The following is an 18,252-nucleotide window of genomic DNA, read 5'->3' on the forward strand; positions in this document are numbered from 1 at the left end:
AACCTCACTTCCCGAGCTGGGCGGTCTGCTGACCACCGCTTGGGAATACGTTGCGTGTGCAAATTTTCGCTTCGACCTTCTGCGCCGCAGCACCCTTTTCCGGGCCCTGCACTTCCACGGCCAGCAAGTTCTGCGAGGCCCAGTCTTCATCGGTGCGCAATTCAAAGGCGAAACGCCCGTCTGTATCGGATGTCTCGGGTTTTTCGATCTTGATGTCCTCGTGGCGCCCGTTCATGTACCAGAGGGTGGCTTGCAAGGTTTTCACCGACGGATCGGCGAAGCGGATATCGACCTGATGGTTGGCGTTGCGCAGGTCTTTGTTCGCGCTGTTGACCATCAGTTCGTTTTTGCCTGGTTTGAGCGTGGTGCTGGCTGACATCTGTGCGGTCTTGCCCTCACAGCCGTTGTCGAGCAGCGCCATCATCTGGCGGTAGATGGTTTCCTGGTCGAGACGGTACAGCGGCGAGAATTCCCAGATCAGGATCTTTGGCGGGTTTTTCTGGAACTCTTCGCTGCCCAGGTACTGGATCATCGAGCCTTCCAGACCACCGCCGGGGAAGGCGACGTTGAGGATGTCGGCACCGATTTCCTCCTGCAGGAAGCCGGCGAAGTTGTAGTTCTTGCCGCTGTGGCTGGTGCCCACCAGGGTGATCTGCGGGTTGCCCGAATCGCTGAACAGGTCACCGTCACCGGCTTCGCCCTTGGGCTCGGTGGTGAATTGGTCCATGTACTGGATCGCGTAGCTGGTGCCGCACAGCTGCCCGGCCATGTTGTGCAGGGTGCCGGTCTTGCCCATGCGGCCCGAGCGCTTGGTCTCGAATTCGCGCTTGGGAATTTCCGCATATTCCGGCATCTGCTTGACCTTGGCCGCGACGATTTTCGCGGTGCGCTGGGCGCCGTAAGGGGTCCAGTGCTGGTCGCCACGGAAGTAAAAGTCGTGGGCCGGCAGCTCATCCGGCAACTGCTCGTTGGTCAACGGCGAGAGGTCCGGCACCACGTAGCCCATCTTGGCGAAACGGCCGAGCATGGTCTTGTAGTTGGTCAGGGCCTTGTCGAAATCGTACTTGGCCTTTTCCTCGGGGTTGAGCTTATTGCGGTTCACCAGGCCACGGGTCGGCTGGTAGACCACCACCAGTTCCACGCCCTTGGCTTTGAACGCATCGTGCAACTGCTGCATGCGCTTGTAGCCGGCCGGGGTGGTGTCGAATTCGGTGCGCAGGTCTTCCTGAGTCCGGAACAGCCAGTCGCCCTGGGCTTGCACCAAGGTGGTGAAGTTCTGCTGGTAGCGCGTGGTGTAGTTCTTCGCGTCATGGGCCGCCGGGCACAGGCTGCAGCACGGCTCGGCGGTGAACGTCGGTGCTTTCACCTCGTCGGCGCGCACGCCCTGGCTGGCCGCGAGCAGGCCGAGGGTCAGACCCGAGAGGCTCAGCAATTTGATCATGTGTGGGTGCATAAGGGTCATCCTCAGTCCTGCATTTCGGTCTGGCGTTCGACAGGGTCGATCAGCACGGCTTTCTGCTGGCGTACCAGCAGGTCGAGAATCTCTTCCTGGCGCTCGCCAAGAACGCCGGAGAAGCTGATGCCGCTGGATTTGGTCGGCGCCAGCATCGACACGCGGTACAACTCGATACTCAGCGGCGAGTCGATGGACAACGGCCCGCTGCCGTTGCCCGCCAGTTCACCGCCGACCACGATCAGCGAGACCTTGGCGTCGAACGGGTCAAGGGCGATGTCGCGGTCGGTGTCGGTCAGATCCTTGATGTGGCCGTACACACCGGTCAGGCCGTTGGCCATGGCGGTGTTTTCGTACAGCTTGATGTTCACGCTGTTACGTATGCGGATGCCGTGGCGACGGTTGCTGATGACTTTGTTGCCCCACAACAGGTTGTCACCGCTCTCATAGAGGGTGATGCCGTCGGTGTGGTTGCGGTAGATCTCGTTGTCGGCGATCAGGTTGTTGACGCTGTTACGGTCGATCACCAGGCCCGAGAGCTTGTTGTCATAGCTGCGGTTGTTGAAGATGAAGCTGTCGTTCACTTCCCGGGAAATGATGATGCCGTGCTTCTTCTTGGTGCCGTACACGGTGTTGTCGGCGATGATCAGGCCGTGGGAACGGTCATGGGGGTCAATGCCGTAGACGATGTTGTCTTTGTAGGTATTGCCCTTGATCACAAAGCCCGTGGTTTCGTAGCAATAGAAGCCGTACCACATGTCCGAGAACTCGGAGTCGATGATCCAGCCGGTCGGCTCAGGGCGCTTGAGCACCTTGGCCATGTTCGGCGTGTACTGGGAAATACTCACCCCGTACGACTTACTGTTGGCGTAGCCGAAGCTGGCCATTTTGGTCTTGGAAATGTAGGTCTCGGTGCCGCCCCAGGCCAGCAGGAACGGGCGGAATTCCTTGGGCGACTTGAACAGCGCCGGGCCGTTGGTTTTTTCATCCCAACCGGTGACTTTGGTGTCACGCACGAACAGTTGGCCGTCGTTGATCAAAAACGAACCGGCTTGCTGGGACAGGCGCAATTCCTGGGTCTGCTTGTCGATATCGAGGATGCCTTTACGGCCGACCACGATCGGCAACTTGGCCAGGAACACACCCGGCGACGTCTCGCTGAAGTACTGCTTGGGCACCTTGCCCAGCAGATCCTTGAGGTTCATGTAGCCATCGTCGACAAAGATCGCCTGGGGAATGCCATGCTGGCGCACCACCCATTCGGCCATCTTGTTATCGCCGCCGATAAAGTCCTTGAGGGCGTCTTCCTGCATCATGCGGCGGATGCTGACCTTGCCCGGTTTGCTTCTGACGATTTTCTTTTCCATGGCCGCAGCGGTATAGCCCGACAGATCGGGCAGCGCCGGCTTGGCCATTTCCAGCGGCGCGGTCGGCGGGCTGGAAATGGTGTAGGTCTTGGCCTGTTGCAGTTCCTTGGCGATGGTCGGCGCCTTGGCCGCCGTATCGGCGAACGCTGGGGCACTGGCCACCAGCATTGCCGCGACGAGTAGGCTTTGAGCATTCATTGCGCAGGCTCCCATCAGAATTTCCAGATCACGTCGACAAAGGCGCGGTGCATGTACGAGTCGACCTGGCTGCCATAGGCATCGCCCGGTTTGAACACACCGGCGCGCAGGCGTACCAGCGCCGACGGCTCGTCGATCGACTGGCTGAGCGCTGCCGGCAACAGGCCTTTCTTGAAGTACTTGGTGACGACCAGGTCCATCTCCTGGCCCAGGTCTTTCTTGCCATCTTCAAGAGGCAGGGACGTGCTCGACAGGATCGCGCCAGTCACGTCATCGGTGTTGTTCTGCACCGCATCGATGCCGTTGCTGCCCACCGGCTTGTTGCCGTCGACGCGCCAGAACTTGTGGTACACCAGGCTGGCGTCGTAGTCCTCGCGCAGCTGCCAGGAACCGAACAGGCTCATGGACTGCATGTTGTTCATTTCGCCGCGAAACGCTTCGCCGAAGCGATGCACGCGGGACTGGGTACCGGTCCAGTTCGAACGGTTGCTTTGCAGGCCGTTCTGTTCGTATTCGGCACTGGCGCGCGAATAGGCCGCACCCACTTGCCACTGCGGGTCGAGACGCAGGCGCACGCCGATATCGGTGGCCCAGCCGCTCACGTCATCGCTGCGCTTGGCGTTGGTCGGGCGGGTGCCGTCGGCGTTCAAGGCGTTGACCGTGTCGCGGTCGCCACGCATGCCGGTGATGCTCGCCCAGTAGTTGACGGTATTGGTGTTGCGCCAGTTATAGGCGTCGCTGTTGGCTTCGATGCCGAGCCAGGTCAGGTCGCCGTTTTCGCGCTTGTCCAACGGGTCGCTGGCCACGCCCGGTTCGGCGTAGTCGAGCTTGCCGTCGTCATGGGTGTGGTGGCCGCGCAGGCCGATCCACTGCCCCGGCGTCCACTGGTAGGCGGCGTCAGCGTAGAAGTGCTGGCGGTCCTTGTCCTTGGGCGACAGTTCCTTGAGGTCGGTGCGGTATTCGCTGAAACGCTCGGCGGCGCCGACGTTGGCCTTGAGCAGGGTGGTGTCGAAGGTCCAGTTCAGCGCTTCGATATTGGTGTCGCGCCATTGGCCGTCGTCATTGCGCAGGCGCTGGCGACCGAACTTGAGGAGCTCGCCGGGGTAGGGCGTGAAGCCGCTGTAGCCGACCCAGAACTCGCGCAGGGCCAAGTAGTTCTTCTTGGCCTTGCGGTCGTCGTTGCTCGATTGTTCGGTGGTGTCATCCGCCGACTGCTGCAGGGTGTCGGTCTCGATGATGTCGCTGGACACCACGGCCTGGCCCATGGCGTAGGCGCTCCACGCGCCGCTTTCGGCGTAGATCCACGGGCGCAGGTCGAGGCCGATGCCGTTGACGTCGCCGCCTTTCTGGGTACCCAGGTCGCGGTCGTCTTCGGACTGCGCGGTGGCTTTGACTTCCAGGCCGAAGTTCTTGGCTTCGGTCAGCGCGGCCAGGGTCGGGCACGACCACAGCAGGGCGAAGGACAGGCCGATGCCGGCCTTGACGAATGGGTTGAGCTTCATAGGGATTCCTCGCCGTCTTCTTCTTGCAGGGCGTGCAGTTGCAGCGTGCTTTGGGCCAGGGTGCCGCGGGCGGCCAGTTCCTGCTGCACCAGGCGTTGGCCTTCGGCGCGTTGCTCAGGCGTCAGCGGGGCTTCAAGCTGGGTGGCCAGCTCATTGGCCTCTGGCGTGTCCTGGGCCTTGGCCAACTGGCTGAAGACATAGGCGTTCAGCGGGTCGGGCTTGGTGCCCTTGCCTTGGGAAAACAGTTGAGCAATGGCGAAGTCGGCGCTGTTCTGGCCGTTGCGCGCAGCGGTCAGCAGGTGGTCCAGGGCTTTTTGCGGATAGACCTTGCCCAGGTAGCCACGGCGGTAGATCTGGCCGAGGTAGTAATCGGCGGCCACTTCACGGCCCACGGCTTTTTCGAAATGGGCTTCGGCGGCCTTGGCGTCGGCCGGCACCCACTTGCCTTCGTAGTAGAGCTTGCCCAAGAGCAATTCGGCGCGCGGCTGGTCGGCGGCGCGGCCGTTGTCGAGGTACTTCATCATCTGGTCGACGTCGCCCAGTTCGGGGAAGTCGTAGAGCAGTTGTGCCAGGCTGACCCAGGACGCCGGGTAGCCAGGGGCGATTTTTTCCAGCAGGGCCTGGGCGGTTTTCTCGTCCGGCGTGCCGAGGGTGGCATCGCCCAGCACGCGGGCGACGCTGTCGACACGTTGGGCGGTGACGGTGCCACGGCTGTAGCCTGCTTCCATCTGCTTGAGCAGTTCGGCCTGTTGTTCCGGCTGGGTTTTTTTCTGATAGACCGTGGCCAGCTCGACGTAGCAGATATCGGTGGTGTTCAGCGCGGCTTTGCAGATGCGCTCCACATCATCCAGATGCTGGTCGTAGGTGCCCTGGGTGCGGTACAGCAGCACCTGGGCCAGACCGGCCTCTGGATAACCCGCCGCTTGCCATTTGCTGATCTGCTGCTGGGCATTCACGTTGGGGAAGCTGTGCGGGTATTGCAGGTACAGCATCGCCAACGGGATCAGGGTGTTGCCTTCGCCATTGGCAAAGGCTTTTTTCAGCAGGCTTTCGGCTTCGTGGTGCTCGGCTTCGGTGGCGCCGGGCTTGGCCACCAGCAGGCGGCCAAGACGTGCCTGGGCGCGGGGCGAGGTGTCCGCCGCAGCACGGTAAGTGGCTTCGGCCTGTTTGATTTGCGCCGGGTCACGGGTGCCTACCTGGATGTCGGCCAGGCCCACTTGGGCCTCGCTGTAGCCCAGGTCGGCCAGTTGCTGGTAATTCTGTTGCGCGGTGACGGTGTCGCCGCGTTTCAGTGCTTCGTTCGCCAGGCGTTGGTCAGGCAGGCCGGCACAACCGGCCAGGCTCACCGCAACAGCCAGCAACGCCACCGAACCCATGTGGGAGGGGGCTTGCCCCCGATGCAGGCGACTCGGTCCGCCAGGCAAACCGCGCTGATCCCATCGCGAGCAAGCCCGCTCCCACAGGGATTGTGTTGTTCTTGAAATAGGGTTCACAGGCATGTCCTCGCTTACAGACCGTGAGCCATGGCTTTATCGATCAGCCAGTTCAGCGAAGGGCCACGGTCGCTGGTGACTTCTACCGGGCGGCCGGCGTAGGTGCTGTCCAGCGGGGCGTCAGGCTTGATCTGCACGCGGATGTCCGAAGACAGGTCGGCGCTGTTCAAGCTGGTGCTGCTGACGATGGTGCCGGTGCGTACCTGTTCTTCGTCGGCGACCTGGAAGCTCACCGGCGTACCTGGGCGCACATCACCGAACTGGCGATAGGTGAAGCGTGCTTCCACGTTGGCCTGGCTGCCGCGTGGCACCAGTTGGAAGATCACATCACCCTTGCTGGCGTACTGGCCGTCGGCGACCAATTGCTGGGCGACCACGCAATCACACGGCGAGGTCAGGGTGCCGGTCATTTGCTTGCCGAACAGCTCTTCGACCTTGGCCGGTTGCAGTTGGTCTTCGTCCAGGTGGCCCTTGAGCACGTCGAGCATGCTGGTGCTGAAGGTGGCCAGTGGCGCGCCTTTGGCCGCTACCGCGTCACCCTTGAGCAGGCTTTGCACGGTGCCGTCGCGCGGCATGGTTACGTTCATGCCCGGCACGCTGACAAGCCCGGCCTGGGCGTGGCTGACAAAGTACATGCCGTACAGCGACTTGAAGACAAAACCGAAGGCCGCCAGGCCCACCAGGAAGATCGCCAGGCTGAACGTCACGGCGCGCAGGCGCCCGAACGCGGTCATGCCGCTGCCGCCGTCCTTGACCTTGCGCGCCTTGGTGAAGTTGTCGCGTTGCAGGGTGGCGAGCACGTCGCCCATGGTCACGATGTCGCCCGACAGGTGCGAGGTGATCAGGTGGCGCAGGGTGGAAATGTCCTGGGCATCGAGGTTCTGGAACTGGCAACCGGTGCGGCCGGTCTGGCGGTCGTAAGAGCGAATCTGCAGCTCCACGTCCATCGCCAGGCCGAGGTTATCGATGACGAATTGCAAACGACCCTTGTGCACCTGGCCGATGGTGAGCGGCTGGGTGGCGGTGAACGCCAGGCCGCCGGCGGACAGGTCGATGACCTTGGCCTCGGTCGGCGTGCGGTCGCTGTTGAAAAAGCGCAGCTTGGCCGGGATTTTTACCCGGGCGTGCTGGCGCTGGGCTTCGGATTCGTGGACAACGTTGGCGTTTACTTGGCTGTTCATGACGGTGTAATTCCTTGGTTAATTCAGGCTTGGCAGGGTCAGACCATCATCAGCAACACGGCAACGAAGATGCTGCCGGCGGAGAAGGTCATGGTCCGAGACGACCAGGTGTTGAACCAACGTTGAAAGCTGGCCAAATCGCGGGTCAGTTTAGTGTCCTGGCGGGTCCAGGACTGTTGATCAAGGCGGAAGAACACGTAGATCTTCACCAACGCGCCCATGATCTGGTTGTAATAGAGAATCAGCGGGTAGGCCGGGCCGATCTTGTGGCCGGAGCACGACAGCAGCAGGGTGAGAATCAGGCGGGTGATGCCGATCCACAGCAGGTACGCGAGGATGAACGCGCCGCCGTACTTGAAGGTGGCGATGATCGCCACGGTCAGGCCGAGCAGGGAGGTCCACATCGACACGCGCTGATCGAACAGCACCACGCTGGTGAACAGACCGAGGCGGCGTACACCCAGGCCCAGGGCGCGAGAGTTCTGGCGCAGGTTATTGCCGTACCAGCGGAACATCAGTTTGCGGCTGGCCTTGATGAAGCTCTTTTCCGGCGGGTGCTCCACGGTATTAATCGCGGCATCGGGCACGTAGAAGGTGTCGTAGCCCAGGCGCATCAGGCTGAACCAGCTGGATTTATCGTCGCCGGTCAGAAACTTGAAGCGGCCCAGGCGCCAGTGTTGCAGCGAGTCGCTTTCCACGTCGGCGATAAAGCCCGGGTCGGTCACTACGCTGGCGCGGAACACCGACATCCGCCCGGTCATGGTCAGCACGCGCTTGGACAGGGCCATGGAGCACATGTTGATGTGGCGTTGGGCGAAGCGCAGTTTGTGCCATTCGCTCATGATGTAGCCGCCGCGCACTTCGCAGAACTCGTTGGTGGTCAGGCCGCCGACATTGCCGAACAGCTGGAACCACGGCACGGTCTTGCGCACCACGCCCTCGGCGAGCACGGTGTCGCCATCGATCACGGCCACCACGGCGCGGTCATCCGGCAGGTGGCGCGAGATGGCGCGAAAACCGAAGGCCAGGCCGTCACGCTTGCCGGTACCGGCGATGCGCACGAAGTCGAGCTTGACGTGATCCGGCGGGTTGAGTTTTTCCCACAGGCTCTTGACCAGCAATTCATCGGACATTTCCACCAGCGAGCAGACCACGGTGGTGGGGAAGCCACATTCGATGGCTTCGCGAATCACCGAGCTGTAGACCTGCGCGGTGGTCAGCGCGTCGATACGAAAACTGGTGACCATCAGGAACACATGGGATGGGTCGGCGGCCTTGCCCAGCTTGCGCACTTTGCGGCGCAGGTGCGGGTAGACCACGTAGAGGAACAGCATGCCGCGAAAGAAATGCGTTGCACCCATCGAGTAGCGCCAGATACCGACGGCGCCAATCAGGAAAATAAAGTTCTTCGATTGCGAATCGAAGGTGCTCGCCGGCAACGCCAGGGCGAGTCCCATCAGCAGGCTGAGGAACAACAGCCAACCGGCGGCTTGCAGGAATACATGTTTTAACTTGGACATAAGCGTCATCCGCAAGGAGAGGAGGTTTCAGGCTGCAAGCGCTGGGGATAAAGACACCTGCAGCCTGAAACTTGCCGTTGCTGTTACCAGCAAATACCTTCGGTACGGCCGCTTACGCTGGTGGCCTTGGACATGAAGCCCACCAGGTCGACCACTTGCTTGCCATCCGGGGCGTTATGCGCCAGGGCACGGAATTTCTCGTCGCGGTTACCCAGGATGATCACGTCGGAGTTGTTGATCACTTCGTCGAAGTCCGAGTTGAGCAGGGACGACACGTGAGGGATCTTGCCTTCGATGTAGTCCTTGTTCGCACCGTGTACGCGGGCGTATTCGACGTTGCTGTCGTAGATGCTCAGGTCGTAACCCTTGCCGATCAGCATTTCCGCCAGTTCCACCAATGGGCTTTCGCGCAGGTCGTCGGTACCGGCCTTGAAGCTCAGGCCCAGCAGGGCGACTTTGCGTTTGTCGTGGCTGGAAACGATGTCGAAGGCGTTCTGCACCTGGGACTCGTTACTGCGCATCAGCGAGTTGAGCAGCGGCGCTTCCACGTCCAGGGAACCGGCGCGGTAGGTCAGGGCGCGCACGTCTTTTGGCAGGCACGAGCCGCCGAACGCGAAGCCTGGGCGCATGTAGTACTGGGACAGGTTGAGGGTCTTGTCCTGGCAGACCACGTCCATCACTTCACGGCCATCGACGCCGACGGCCTTGGCGATGTTGCCGATTTCATTGGCGAAGGTGACTTTGGTGGCGTGCCACACGTTGCAGGTGTACTTGATCATCTCGGCGACAGCGATGTCCTTGCGGATGATCGGCGCGTCGAGTTCTTCGTACAGCGACTGCAGGACATCGCCGGAGGCTGTGTCGAATTCGCCGATAACGGTCATTGGCGGCTGGTCGTAGTCGGCGATGGCGGTGGATTCGCGCAGGAATTCCGGGTTGACCGCAACGCCGAAGTCGACACCGGCTTTTTTGCCGGAGCAGTCTTCGAGGATCGGGATCACCACGTTGGCCACGGTGCCCGGCAGTACGGTGCTGCGCACCACGATGGTGTGGCGGGTGGTCTTGTCACGCAGGACAAAGCCGATCTCGCGGCATACCGATTCGATGTAGTTGAGTTCCAGGTCGCCGTTTTTCTTGCTCGGCGTGCCGACGCAAATCATCGACAAATCGGTATCGCGAATGGCTTCGGCGAAGTTGGTAGTGCCACGCAGCCGGCCCGTCTGGATACCCTGGCTCAACAGCTCGCCCAGACCCGGTTCAACGATCGGCGATTTGCCGGCGTTGATCAGGTCGATCTTTTCCTTGGAGATGTCTACGCCGACCACTTCGTGGCCACGGGCAGACAGGCAACCGGCACACACTGCGCCAACGTAACCCAAACCAAATATGCTGATGCGCATCGCAATTACCTCTGTATTTAAATCATGCCATTAGATGGCCGGAGTTCATGTTTGCAAGCGTCACTGATGCCGCGAAAGTTGGGCGAATAGACGCCGACTTACCGCGTGCAGGCATGTTGAATAACGAGTGACTAACTATTGCACTCAAGTTGTGCGCGACCAGGCCTTATTATTGGGGCTTGCCCTGAAATGCAGCCGGGCTCCCTTGGAGGAAGGCTCCGGCGCCGGTGCTGCAAGGTTTTGATGCAGGCAAAACGCCTTTTTTATCAATGCCTTGAGTGCATGCACGGCTCATTTAGGTCAGGCGCTGCCTTGGCCTGTAGGGGATAGCAATGCGTACTTATCGCCACCCTTAACTCGATCAGTTGATGTTGTGACCATAGAGTCAAAGTGTTCGATGACAACTTGACTACTTCCGTTGGTCGTTATGTAAGTCATCTCTTACAGCAGCAGAGAATTTCGTTACCGGTGGTATGAGCGGTGCTTCAGGATGAAGTTCCTGGCCGCTCATCCTGTTTCCGGAAATTTTTTGAAATATTAGAGAAGATGGCACTGGTACTATAGTGATAGCACTTGCTATTTAGGCCAGTAGTTGTGGGGAGTTGGCACGTTGAGATAGTTTTGTGCCACTACTGTTTAAAAAAAGTGGTGCCACTACGAAAAAAACCGACGAGTGTCGAGTGAAGAAATTGTTAGAGTTGTGTCTGGAAGTTTTTCTGGCGCCAAATAAATGACGATTCTCATTTGGAATACAGAACAAAATGTGGGAGGGGGCTTGCCCCCGATAGCGGGGTGTCAGTCTCTAAAAAGTTGACTGATCCACCGCCATCGGGAGCAAGCCCCCTCCCACATTTGGTCCTCAGTGCCTGGCTGGCCTTATTCCGGTGCGTGATCGCGTAAAAACACCAGGTTGTCCGGCTTGGACTGCTCCGCATTGAAGCGATAACCCTGTGCATCGAACTGCTTGAGCCCGGCTGGGTCGTTGATCCGCTCTTGGATCACAAACCGGCTCATCATGCCCCGGGCTTTTTTCGCGTAGAAGCTGATGATCTTGTACTGGCCGTTCTTCAGGTCCTTGAACTCGGTGTTGATGACTCGTGCGTTCAGGGCCGTGCGCTTGACCGCCGAGAAATACTCGTTGGACGCCAGGTTGAGCAGCACATCGTCACCTTGTTCGGCCAGCGCCTCATTGAGCCACTCGCTGATGCGCGTGCCCCAGAAGGCATAGAGGTCCTTGCCACGGGCGTTGGCGAGTTTGGTGCCCATCTCCAGGCGATACGGCATCATCAGGTCCAGCGGGCGCAGCAGGCCGTACAGGCCGGAAAGCATGCGCAGGTGATCCTGTGCGTAGCTGAAGTCGGCGTCGCTGAAGGTTTCGGCGTTGAGGCCGGTGTACACGTCGCCCTTGAACGCCAGCAGCGCCTGTTTGGCATTGGCCGGCGTGATAGCGGGCGTCCAGCTGCCGAACCGGGCGGCGTTGAGGCCACCGATCTTGTCGGACACGTGCATCAACTCACTGATCTGCGCCGGGCTGAGTTCGCGCAGTTGCTCAATCAGTTCTTGGGAGTGATCAAGGTATTGCGGCTGGGTGAAGCGCGGGGTTACCGGCTTGGACTCGAAATCGAGGGTCTTGGCGGGGGAAATCACCATCAGCATGAAGTTGGCTCCAGAAATCGTGGCGTGTAGCGTGGCTGCGATTCTAGGGGTTGGGGCGGTTTGACTCCACCTATGATGGTGATAGGCGCGATCCGCTATGATGGCCGGCAACTCTGGAGAGGGAGACCCCAAGTGCGATTAGCGCTTTTTGTGACGGCGTGCCTGTGGTGCCTGAACGTGCAGGCCGCGCCGGTTGATGTCGCCAGCCTCGACCGTGGCACCTGGCCGGAAAAACTCAGCAGCCCGGCGCTGTTCGACGTCGCCTCGCGTGCGGAAATCCTGATGTTTGCCCATGGCTTGATCCTCAGCGAAGCCCAGGATGAAACCGCGCTCAAGCAACGCCTGGGGCTTAAGATCATCAACCTGGCGGCCATCGACGACCTGCGCCGCCAGCTTTGGCAGCGTTTGCTGGAGAACTACACGTTTGCCCAGCAGAGCTGTGAGCAAGACGCCTCGTTCTGCTACCTGGTGGAAAACATGGACGATCTGCGCGAGCAGGCCGGCAAATTCGAGGTCAGTGACAACTCTTTCTATATAGGCTGGGCCGCCCCCAGCCGGCAGTTCCATGGGCGCTATCTGGACGAACTGCTGCGCAAGGCCGCGTTGTTGCCGCAGATCAGCAGCGAAGTCGCGCGCTTCGGTGATCATGAACGCAATGGTGACGAGCTTAATGACCGGATGTTCCTGCTGACCTTCGACGGCGGGCCGGCACCGGTCGGCGGCAATACCGACTGGCTCGCCGACTACCTGCGCCAGCAAAAGATGAACGCTACGTTCTTCGCCCTCGGCAGCAGCCTGCAGACCCGTGTGGAACGCAGCTCGGCGGCCGATGTGCAGGCGCTGTACCAGGGGCAGTGCGTGGGCAGCCAGGGCTGGCAATATCGCTCCCACAGCCATTGGGTCGACTGGCAAGACTCGATCATCCGCAGCGCATCCCTGGTGCAGAACCTGCTGCCGGAAAACTATGTGCCGCTGTTCCGGCCGCCTTACGGGCAGCGCCGTGCGGACAGCCAGGGGTTCTTTCAGGCGCAAGGTCTGCAGGTGGCGTTGTGGGACATCGACTCCCAGGACGATCCGGGCAAGCTCAAGGCCGAGGAATCGGCGCAACGGGTGCTGACGCTGATGCTGTTGTGGCGCAAAGGGGTGATTGTGTTTCACGACACCCAGGACAAGGCGCGAGTGGCATTGCCGCTGCTGTTGCAGGCAACGGCGCAAAGTGGCCTGGGTTGGCAGGACTGCCGCGAGGCGTTTCGCTGAAAATGCCCGGCCCTGCTGGGTGAGAGGCATTTTCGGGGTGATTTGCTGCGACATTTCGCAGCAGGCGGACTTCCGACTTTAACGGCCTGCCTGGCACTCGGCTAGTGCTATTCGTCATCCTGAAAAATAAACTTCAAAAAAGCGTCAAAGTGCTTTTTCCTGTCATGGGTTTTGCGGTATTACGAAGTCAGATCGCCGAACCCTGCAACACAGGTGGCGTCTTCCAAGACTCCTCATGTGGGCACCGCACTTGACGTCACTCAAGCTGCGGTCGGTGGTCGAATCGAGGCGCAGCACCGCCCAGGTATTGCGTCGACTGGCTCCCACAAAGGTGACCGAGTATGGATGATCATGGACGCACCCCTTCTTCCGACCAGCCAATCCTTTATGTGCTTGATACCAACGTACTGATTCACGATCCAAACGCACTGCTTAATTTTGAAGAACACCATGTCGCCATCCCGATGATCGTGCTGGAGGAACTCGACAAACTCAAAAGCGGCCACCACAGCGTCGCCGCCGAATGCCGCCAGGCCATCCGCCTGATCGACAAGACCCTGGGTGAAGCCTCGCCCGAGGACGTTGAAGTCGGCGTACCGATCCAGCGCGGCAAAAGCGGGCCCAAGGGTTTGCTGTCGATCCTGATGAGCAAGCGCAACGAGCCCAACAGCCTGCTGCCGGAAAACCTTAACGACAACAAGATCATCAACCAATTGATCGACCTGCACGCGCGCGACAAGGACCTGCGCGTGGTGCTGGTGACCAAAGACATCAATATGCGCCTCAAGGCCCGAGCGTGTGGGATCGCGGCCGAGGACTACAGCACCGACCAACTGGTTGACGACGTGTCGATGTTGTCGCGCGGTTATCACATGATGACCGGCTCGTTCTGGGACCGCGTCAGCAAGGTCGAGACCCGCCAGGACCATGGCCGCACCTGGCACCAAGTGCAACTGATCGACAACCTGCCGGCCGTGCATATCAATGAATTCATCGTCGACGAGCAGGGCTTCGTGGGCTGGATCAAAGAGATCCAGGTCGACAAGCTGCTGATCCTCGACCTGCATCAGGAACCCCTGTTGCACCAGGAAGCCTGGGGCCTGAAACCGCGCGATATCTACCAGAGCCTGGCGCTGTACGCGCTGCTCGACCCGGACATCCACCTGGTCAACCTGACCGGCGCCGCCGGCTCGGGCAAAACCATCTTGGCCCTGGCCGCTGCTATCGAACAGACCATGGTGACCAAGCGCTATCGCCGCATCATCGCCACCCGTAGCGTGCAGGGCCTGGACCAGGAAATCGGTTTCCTGCCCGGCACCGAAGCAGAAAAAATGGAGCCATGGCTGGGGGCGATCACCGACAACCTCGAAGCCTTGCACATGGACGACGAAAACACCCATGGCAGCGTCGACTACATCCTCAGCAAAGTGCCGTTGCAGTTCAAATCCCTCAACTACATCCGAGGCCGCAGCTTCCAGCAGAGCCTGATTTTGATCGATGAATGCCAGAACCTCACCCCGCACCAGATGAAAACCATCATCACCCGTGCCGGCGCTGGTTCCAAAGTGGTGTGCCTGGGCAACCTGGCGCAGATCGACACCCCTTACCTGTCCGCGACCAGCTCCGGGCTGACCTACCTGACGGAACGCTTCAAAGACTTCCCGAACGGCGTGCACATCGCGCTGCAAGGGGTGCCACGTTCGATCCTGGCCGAATACGCAGAGTCGCATCTCTGAGTAGCAAGCTTTAAGCTACAAGCTGCAAGTTGGTCCAGTGAGCTTTTCACTTGCCGCTTGCAGCTTGTAGCTTTTTTGCTGCCTCAAGGAGGCTCTGTGCTGACTCATCTAGATTCCCAAGGTCGCGCCCATATGGTCGACGTCACCGACAAAGCCGTGACGTTCCGCGAAGCGGTGGCCGAAGCGCGGGTGCGCATGCTGCCCGGCACCCTGCAAATGATTGTCGACGGCGCCCATCCCAAGGGCGACGTGTTCGCCGTGGCCCGCATCGCCGGGATCCAGGCGGCAAAGAAAACCAGTGACCTGATCCCTCTGTGCCACCCGCTGATGCTTACCGGCGTCAAGGTCGAACTGCGTGCCGACGGTGCCGACGCCGTGTACATCCTGGCGCGCTGCAAGCTCTCCGGCCAGACCGGCGTGGAGATGGAGGCGCTGACCGCCGCCAGCGTCGCAGCGCTGACGATCTACGACATGTGCAAGGCCGTGGACCGGGGCATGACCATCGAAAGTATTCGCCTGCTGGAAAAGCTTGGCGGTAAAAGCGGGCATTTCAAGGCGGACCAGCAATGAGTATCAACGTACTGTTTTTTGCGCGATATGCCGAAGCGGTGGGCTTTGATTCGTTGGAAATGGAAGGTGAGTTTGCCACCGTTGATGCCGTGCGCCTGGCACTGGCCGCTGACCTGGAGTTCGCAGTACTCAACGAGGCGAGTCTGATGTGTGCGCGCAACGAAGAGCTGTGCAATCTCGACGAGCCGGTCGAGGCCGGTGACGAAATCGCGTTTTTCCCGCCCGTGACCGGAGGCTGAACATGGCCATTCGTGTGCAGGTCGAAGCCTTTGATCCGGGCGCCGAAGTCAACGCGATGCATGCGGCCAATGTGGGCGTGGGCGCGGTGGTGAGCTTTGTCGGCTATGTGCGCGATTTCAATGATGGCCGCGAAGTGGCGGGGATGTTCCTGGAGCATTATCCCGGCATGACCGAAAAGGCACTGGCCAAGATCGCCGTCGAGGCCGAGCAACGCTGGCCGCTGCTCAAATTGGAGGTGCTGCACCGCATCGGTGCCCTGGAACCCGGCGAGCCCATTGTCTTTGTAGCCGCCGCCAGTGCCCACCGCCAGGCCGCGTTCGACGCCTGTGCTTTTGTGATGGACTACCTGAAGACCCGCGCGCCGTTCTGGAAAAAGGAAAACACCAGTGAAGGGCCGCGCTGGGTGGAAGGGCGGGACAGTGATCATGTGGCGGCGGATCGTTGGTAGGGGTGAACATCGTCAACTGTTAACTCTATTTAGGCTATAAAACACTCAGGCTTAGGCCAAAGGGTTCTGCATAACTGTCAAATCTGACAGTTGTTCGTCATTTTCTTTTAAGACTTAATTACTCTTGTCGGCATAGGTTTTTTCTTTAGGAGTAACCAGCCTGGGTTGAGTAATTATGCCTCCGGTTGTATTTCATAGAAATTGAAAATACCAGGGAGAAAGAAGATGACTGAGACGACTAAACTGTCCAGACTTTCCCATTTCAGGGTTACATGCCCGGATGGCTCGCAGTTTACCAATAAACTTTATGCTAATGGACGGCATCAAAGTGAGGTTGTTGTTGAAGTCATAAAGGAATGTCAAATCAACGCTGGGGTGTGGCAACGTACCGAGTTAACTAATGAGGAAATTGCGAGTGTGAGAGTGGCTCCATTTTTTTCAGACGATGGGCAGTCACTACCTAGTGGTTGGCGGTGTGATGATAAAAAAAATATTTATAGCGAAGGATTGTGGGAGCGTGAACAAAAAGTGGGTTCGGAACCTGATGCTTATAATCCAGGTACCTTGGTTCAGAGGGTTTCTCGTTATCTGCGGTTCAGTTCGCAAGAAGGGCCCTTGGATGCGGTCACTTTTGTAGCGTATATGGTTGTGGATAGTCAGGTTTATACAACCCGATTGTCGGCGGAGAATAGCTGCTTTGATTCTTCGGTTACCCTTCAGCCAGTAATGCCATTTAGACTATCTGTGAGTGAGTTGATTGAATATAGACATAGCGCAGTTTCGGCCTCAGATTTTTATGCGACGGTATATTACTGGATGCCTCCGGCAGGAGTAGTATTTGTTGCACAAGAAGGTCTTGATAGATCGTTGAATATGCAGTACGAAGGCGATCACTTTCAGACGAGCTACGCTTATACTAAGCAGGGTAATAGCATTCCCCATAAGGGTGGTGTAGTTATTAATAAGGAACATTCGCCCGTTATGCGGGAGGATATATTTAAGCCTTATGGTTATCCGGTTTACAATTATCCTGTCCGGGTTGATATGCGGCCGACAATTATGAGGGCTATAATTGCACACTCTCTCGCTTTGAAAGTTGACGTTACACGCGATTCGAATAGCACATGGAGCTTGATGGATAATTTTGGAAATATTCACCGGTTCTTTCTGGTGCCGAATGGTGCTGGTGGCGGTTTGCGTTTAGAGGATTATGAGTTTCGGCCTGAAACTAATATTAGAAATTTCAAAATTATATTTCCCGATGGTCTCCCCACCAGTAATGCCCTTTATGCCAATGGTCGCCATCAATGTAAGGTTTTGATTGAGGCTACTAAGGAGGAATATCTGCCGGATGGTACTTGGCGAGCCGTACCCTTGACTCGAGCAGAGTGTAACAGTGCAACAGTAACACTTTATTCGGTGAATGATGGTCAAGCACTTCCGTCGGGTTGGAGCTGTGATACGTCAAAGAATATTTATGATTCGGGTCTTTGGACCCGAGGTTCGGAAAAAAACGATCCTGAGAAACTTGCCGGCATGGATTACGCAGGGCCTGGGCCTCTGGTTGAAATAATTGATCGATATATGCGCGTCGATCCAAGTCGTCCGATTGAACCGATGCGGTTTATGGCACGGATAGTCGTCGATGGAAAGGTCTATACAACATACCACTCCAGTGGCGGAGAGTATGTGACTATTACCCCTACAAGGCCCTATACAGTAAAAGCTGCTGAGTTGATTTCATTTCCCGATCTGGATGCTTACAATGATGAAATTGCTGATTGTGATATTTACTACTGGTTGTTGCCATCCACGTTGCGGTTCCTTGTCAATAAAGGTCTTGATAGACCTTTATCAATGGATAACGAGGGTGATTACTTTACAACGTGTTGGTCGACATATCATAGTGCTGTAAAACGCTACCTTAAGGCAGGAGTTCTGGTCACTAAAGATAGTCCTGAGCTGAGGATCCGAATGAAGGATGTTCATAGGCATATTTATGGGGGCGGAGATGGAACAAACCCATATATACCGTTTAACAAACACAATACGATGATGCGTGCTGTAAGACTGCAGGTGAAAAATACTACATTTACTACTGGTGATACACATACTCCTTGGCGTCTATGGGATAACCATGGGTGTGAGCATGTGTATCGACTCGAGATGCACGAAAACGGGACGCGTATTTTATTGAAAGATTTTTGATCTGCGATGCCGGTGATGCGCTC

At 58.4% G+C, this 18,252-nt stretch carries 14 protein-coding genes; 6 read left to right on the plus strand and 8 right to left on the minus strand.

The genetic code is table 11. From position 1 onward, the window contains the following. Window positions 1–4: 4 nt before the first annotated feature. The 8 genes from C4J89_RS04995 to yaaA all read right to left on the minus strand — a co-directional run bounded on the left by C4J89_RS04995 (window position 5) and on the right by yaaA (window position 11,770). On the minus strand, window positions 5–1,453 hold the full coding sequence (locus C4J89_RS04995; protein ID WP_124406324.1) for an alginate O-acetyltransferase: 1,449 nt from the start codon (window positions 1,451–1,453) through the stop codon (window positions 5–7). Between the two features lie 11 nt (window positions 1,454–1,464). Continuing rightward, on the minus strand, window positions 1,465–3,033 hold the full coding sequence (gene algG, locus C4J89_RS05000; RefSeq protein WP_124361389.1) for a mannuronan 5-epimerase AlgG: 1,569 nt from the start codon (window positions 3,031–3,033) through the stop codon (window positions 1,465–1,467). Then, complete coding sequence (locus tag C4J89_RS05005; RefSeq protein ID WP_124361390.1) at window positions 3,033–4,520, minus strand: alginate export family protein; 1,488 nt, start codon at window positions 4,518–4,520, stop codon at window positions 3,033–3,035. Before C4J89_RS05005 ends, algG begins: the two co-directional genes overlap by 1 nt. Further along, complete coding sequence (gene algK, locus C4J89_RS05010; protein WP_124413898.1) at window positions 4,517–5,896, minus strand: alginate biosynthesis TPR repeat lipoprotein AlgK; 1,380 nt, start codon at window positions 5,894–5,896, stop codon at window positions 4,517–4,519. Before algK ends, C4J89_RS05005 begins: the two co-directional genes overlap by 4 nt. A 131-nt stretch (window positions 5,897–6,027) precedes the next feature. Further along, complete coding sequence (locus C4J89_RS05020; protein ID WP_057724655.1) at window positions 6,028–7,194, minus strand: alginate biosynthesis protein Alg44; 1,167 nt, start codon at window positions 7,192–7,194, stop codon at window positions 6,028–6,030. A gap of 38 nt (window positions 7,195–7,232) precedes the next feature. Continuing rightward, complete coding sequence (gene alg8, locus C4J89_RS05030) at window positions 7,233–8,714, minus strand: mannuronan synthase (RefSeq protein WP_164484512.1); 1,482 nt, start codon at window positions 8,712–8,714, stop codon at window positions 7,233–7,235. An 83-nt stretch (window positions 8,715–8,797) separates the two neighbouring features. Beyond that, on the minus strand, window positions 8,798–10,114 hold the full coding sequence (locus tag C4J89_RS05035; protein ID WP_124361395.1) for a nucleotide sugar dehydrogenase: 1,317 nt from the start codon (window positions 10,112–10,114) through the stop codon (window positions 8,798–8,800). Between the two features lie 876 nt (window positions 10,115–10,990). Then, entirely contained in the window at window positions 10,991–11,770 is a 780-nt protein-coding gene (gene yaaA / locus C4J89_RS05040) for a peroxide stress protein YaaA (RefSeq protein WP_124413900.1), read from the minus strand. Between the two features lie 132 nt (window positions 11,771–11,902). On the opposite strand from yaaA, the gene C4J89_RS05045 reads away from it, so the two are divergent. From C4J89_RS05045 to C4J89_RS05070, 6 genes are all read left to right on the plus strand, one after another. Then, window positions 11,903–13,027 (plus strand): polysaccharide deacetylase family protein, encoded by a 1,125-nt coding sequence (locus C4J89_RS05045; protein ID WP_124413901.1) that lies wholly within the window; start codon window positions 11,903–11,905, stop codon window positions 13,025–13,027. Between the two features lie 341 nt (window positions 13,028–13,368). Beyond that, window positions 13,369–14,763: a PhoH family protein gene (locus tag C4J89_RS05050; protein ID WP_057724660.1), complete on the plus strand. Its 1,395-nt coding sequence runs from the start codon at window positions 13,369–13,371 to the stop codon at window positions 14,761–14,763. A gap of 96 nt (window positions 14,764–14,859) precedes the next feature. After that, on the plus strand, window positions 14,860–15,333 hold the full coding sequence (gene moaC / locus C4J89_RS05055; RefSeq protein ID WP_124361398.1) for a cyclic pyranopterin monophosphate synthase MoaC: 474 nt from the start codon (window positions 14,860–14,862) through the stop codon (window positions 15,331–15,333). After that, window positions 15,330–15,572, plus strand: coding sequence for a molybdopterin converting factor subunit 1 (moaD, locus tag C4J89_RS05060; protein WP_124361399.1), 243 nt, complete (start codon window positions 15,330–15,332; stop codon window positions 15,570–15,572). The genes moaC and moaD overlap by 4 nt, the downstream gene beginning before the upstream one ends. Window positions 15,573–15,574: 2 nt before the next feature. Beyond that, on the plus strand, window positions 15,575–16,021 hold the full coding sequence (gene moaE / locus C4J89_RS05065) for a molybdopterin synthase catalytic subunit MoaE (protein WP_124361400.1): 447 nt from the start codon (window positions 15,575–15,577) through the stop codon (window positions 16,019–16,021). A 225-nt stretch (window positions 16,022–16,246) separates the two neighbouring features. Then, complete coding sequence (locus tag C4J89_RS05070; RefSeq protein ID WP_124413902.1) at window positions 16,247–18,229, plus strand: hypothetical protein; 1,983 nt, start codon at window positions 16,247–16,249, stop codon at window positions 18,227–18,229. The last annotated feature ends 23 nt before the right edge of the window (window positions 18,230–18,252 follow it).

The sequence above is a fragment of the Pseudomonas sp. R4-35-07 genome, assembly GCF_003852235.1.
Lineage (GTDB): Bacteria > Pseudomonadota > Gammaproteobacteria > Pseudomonadales > Pseudomonadaceae > Aquipseudomonas.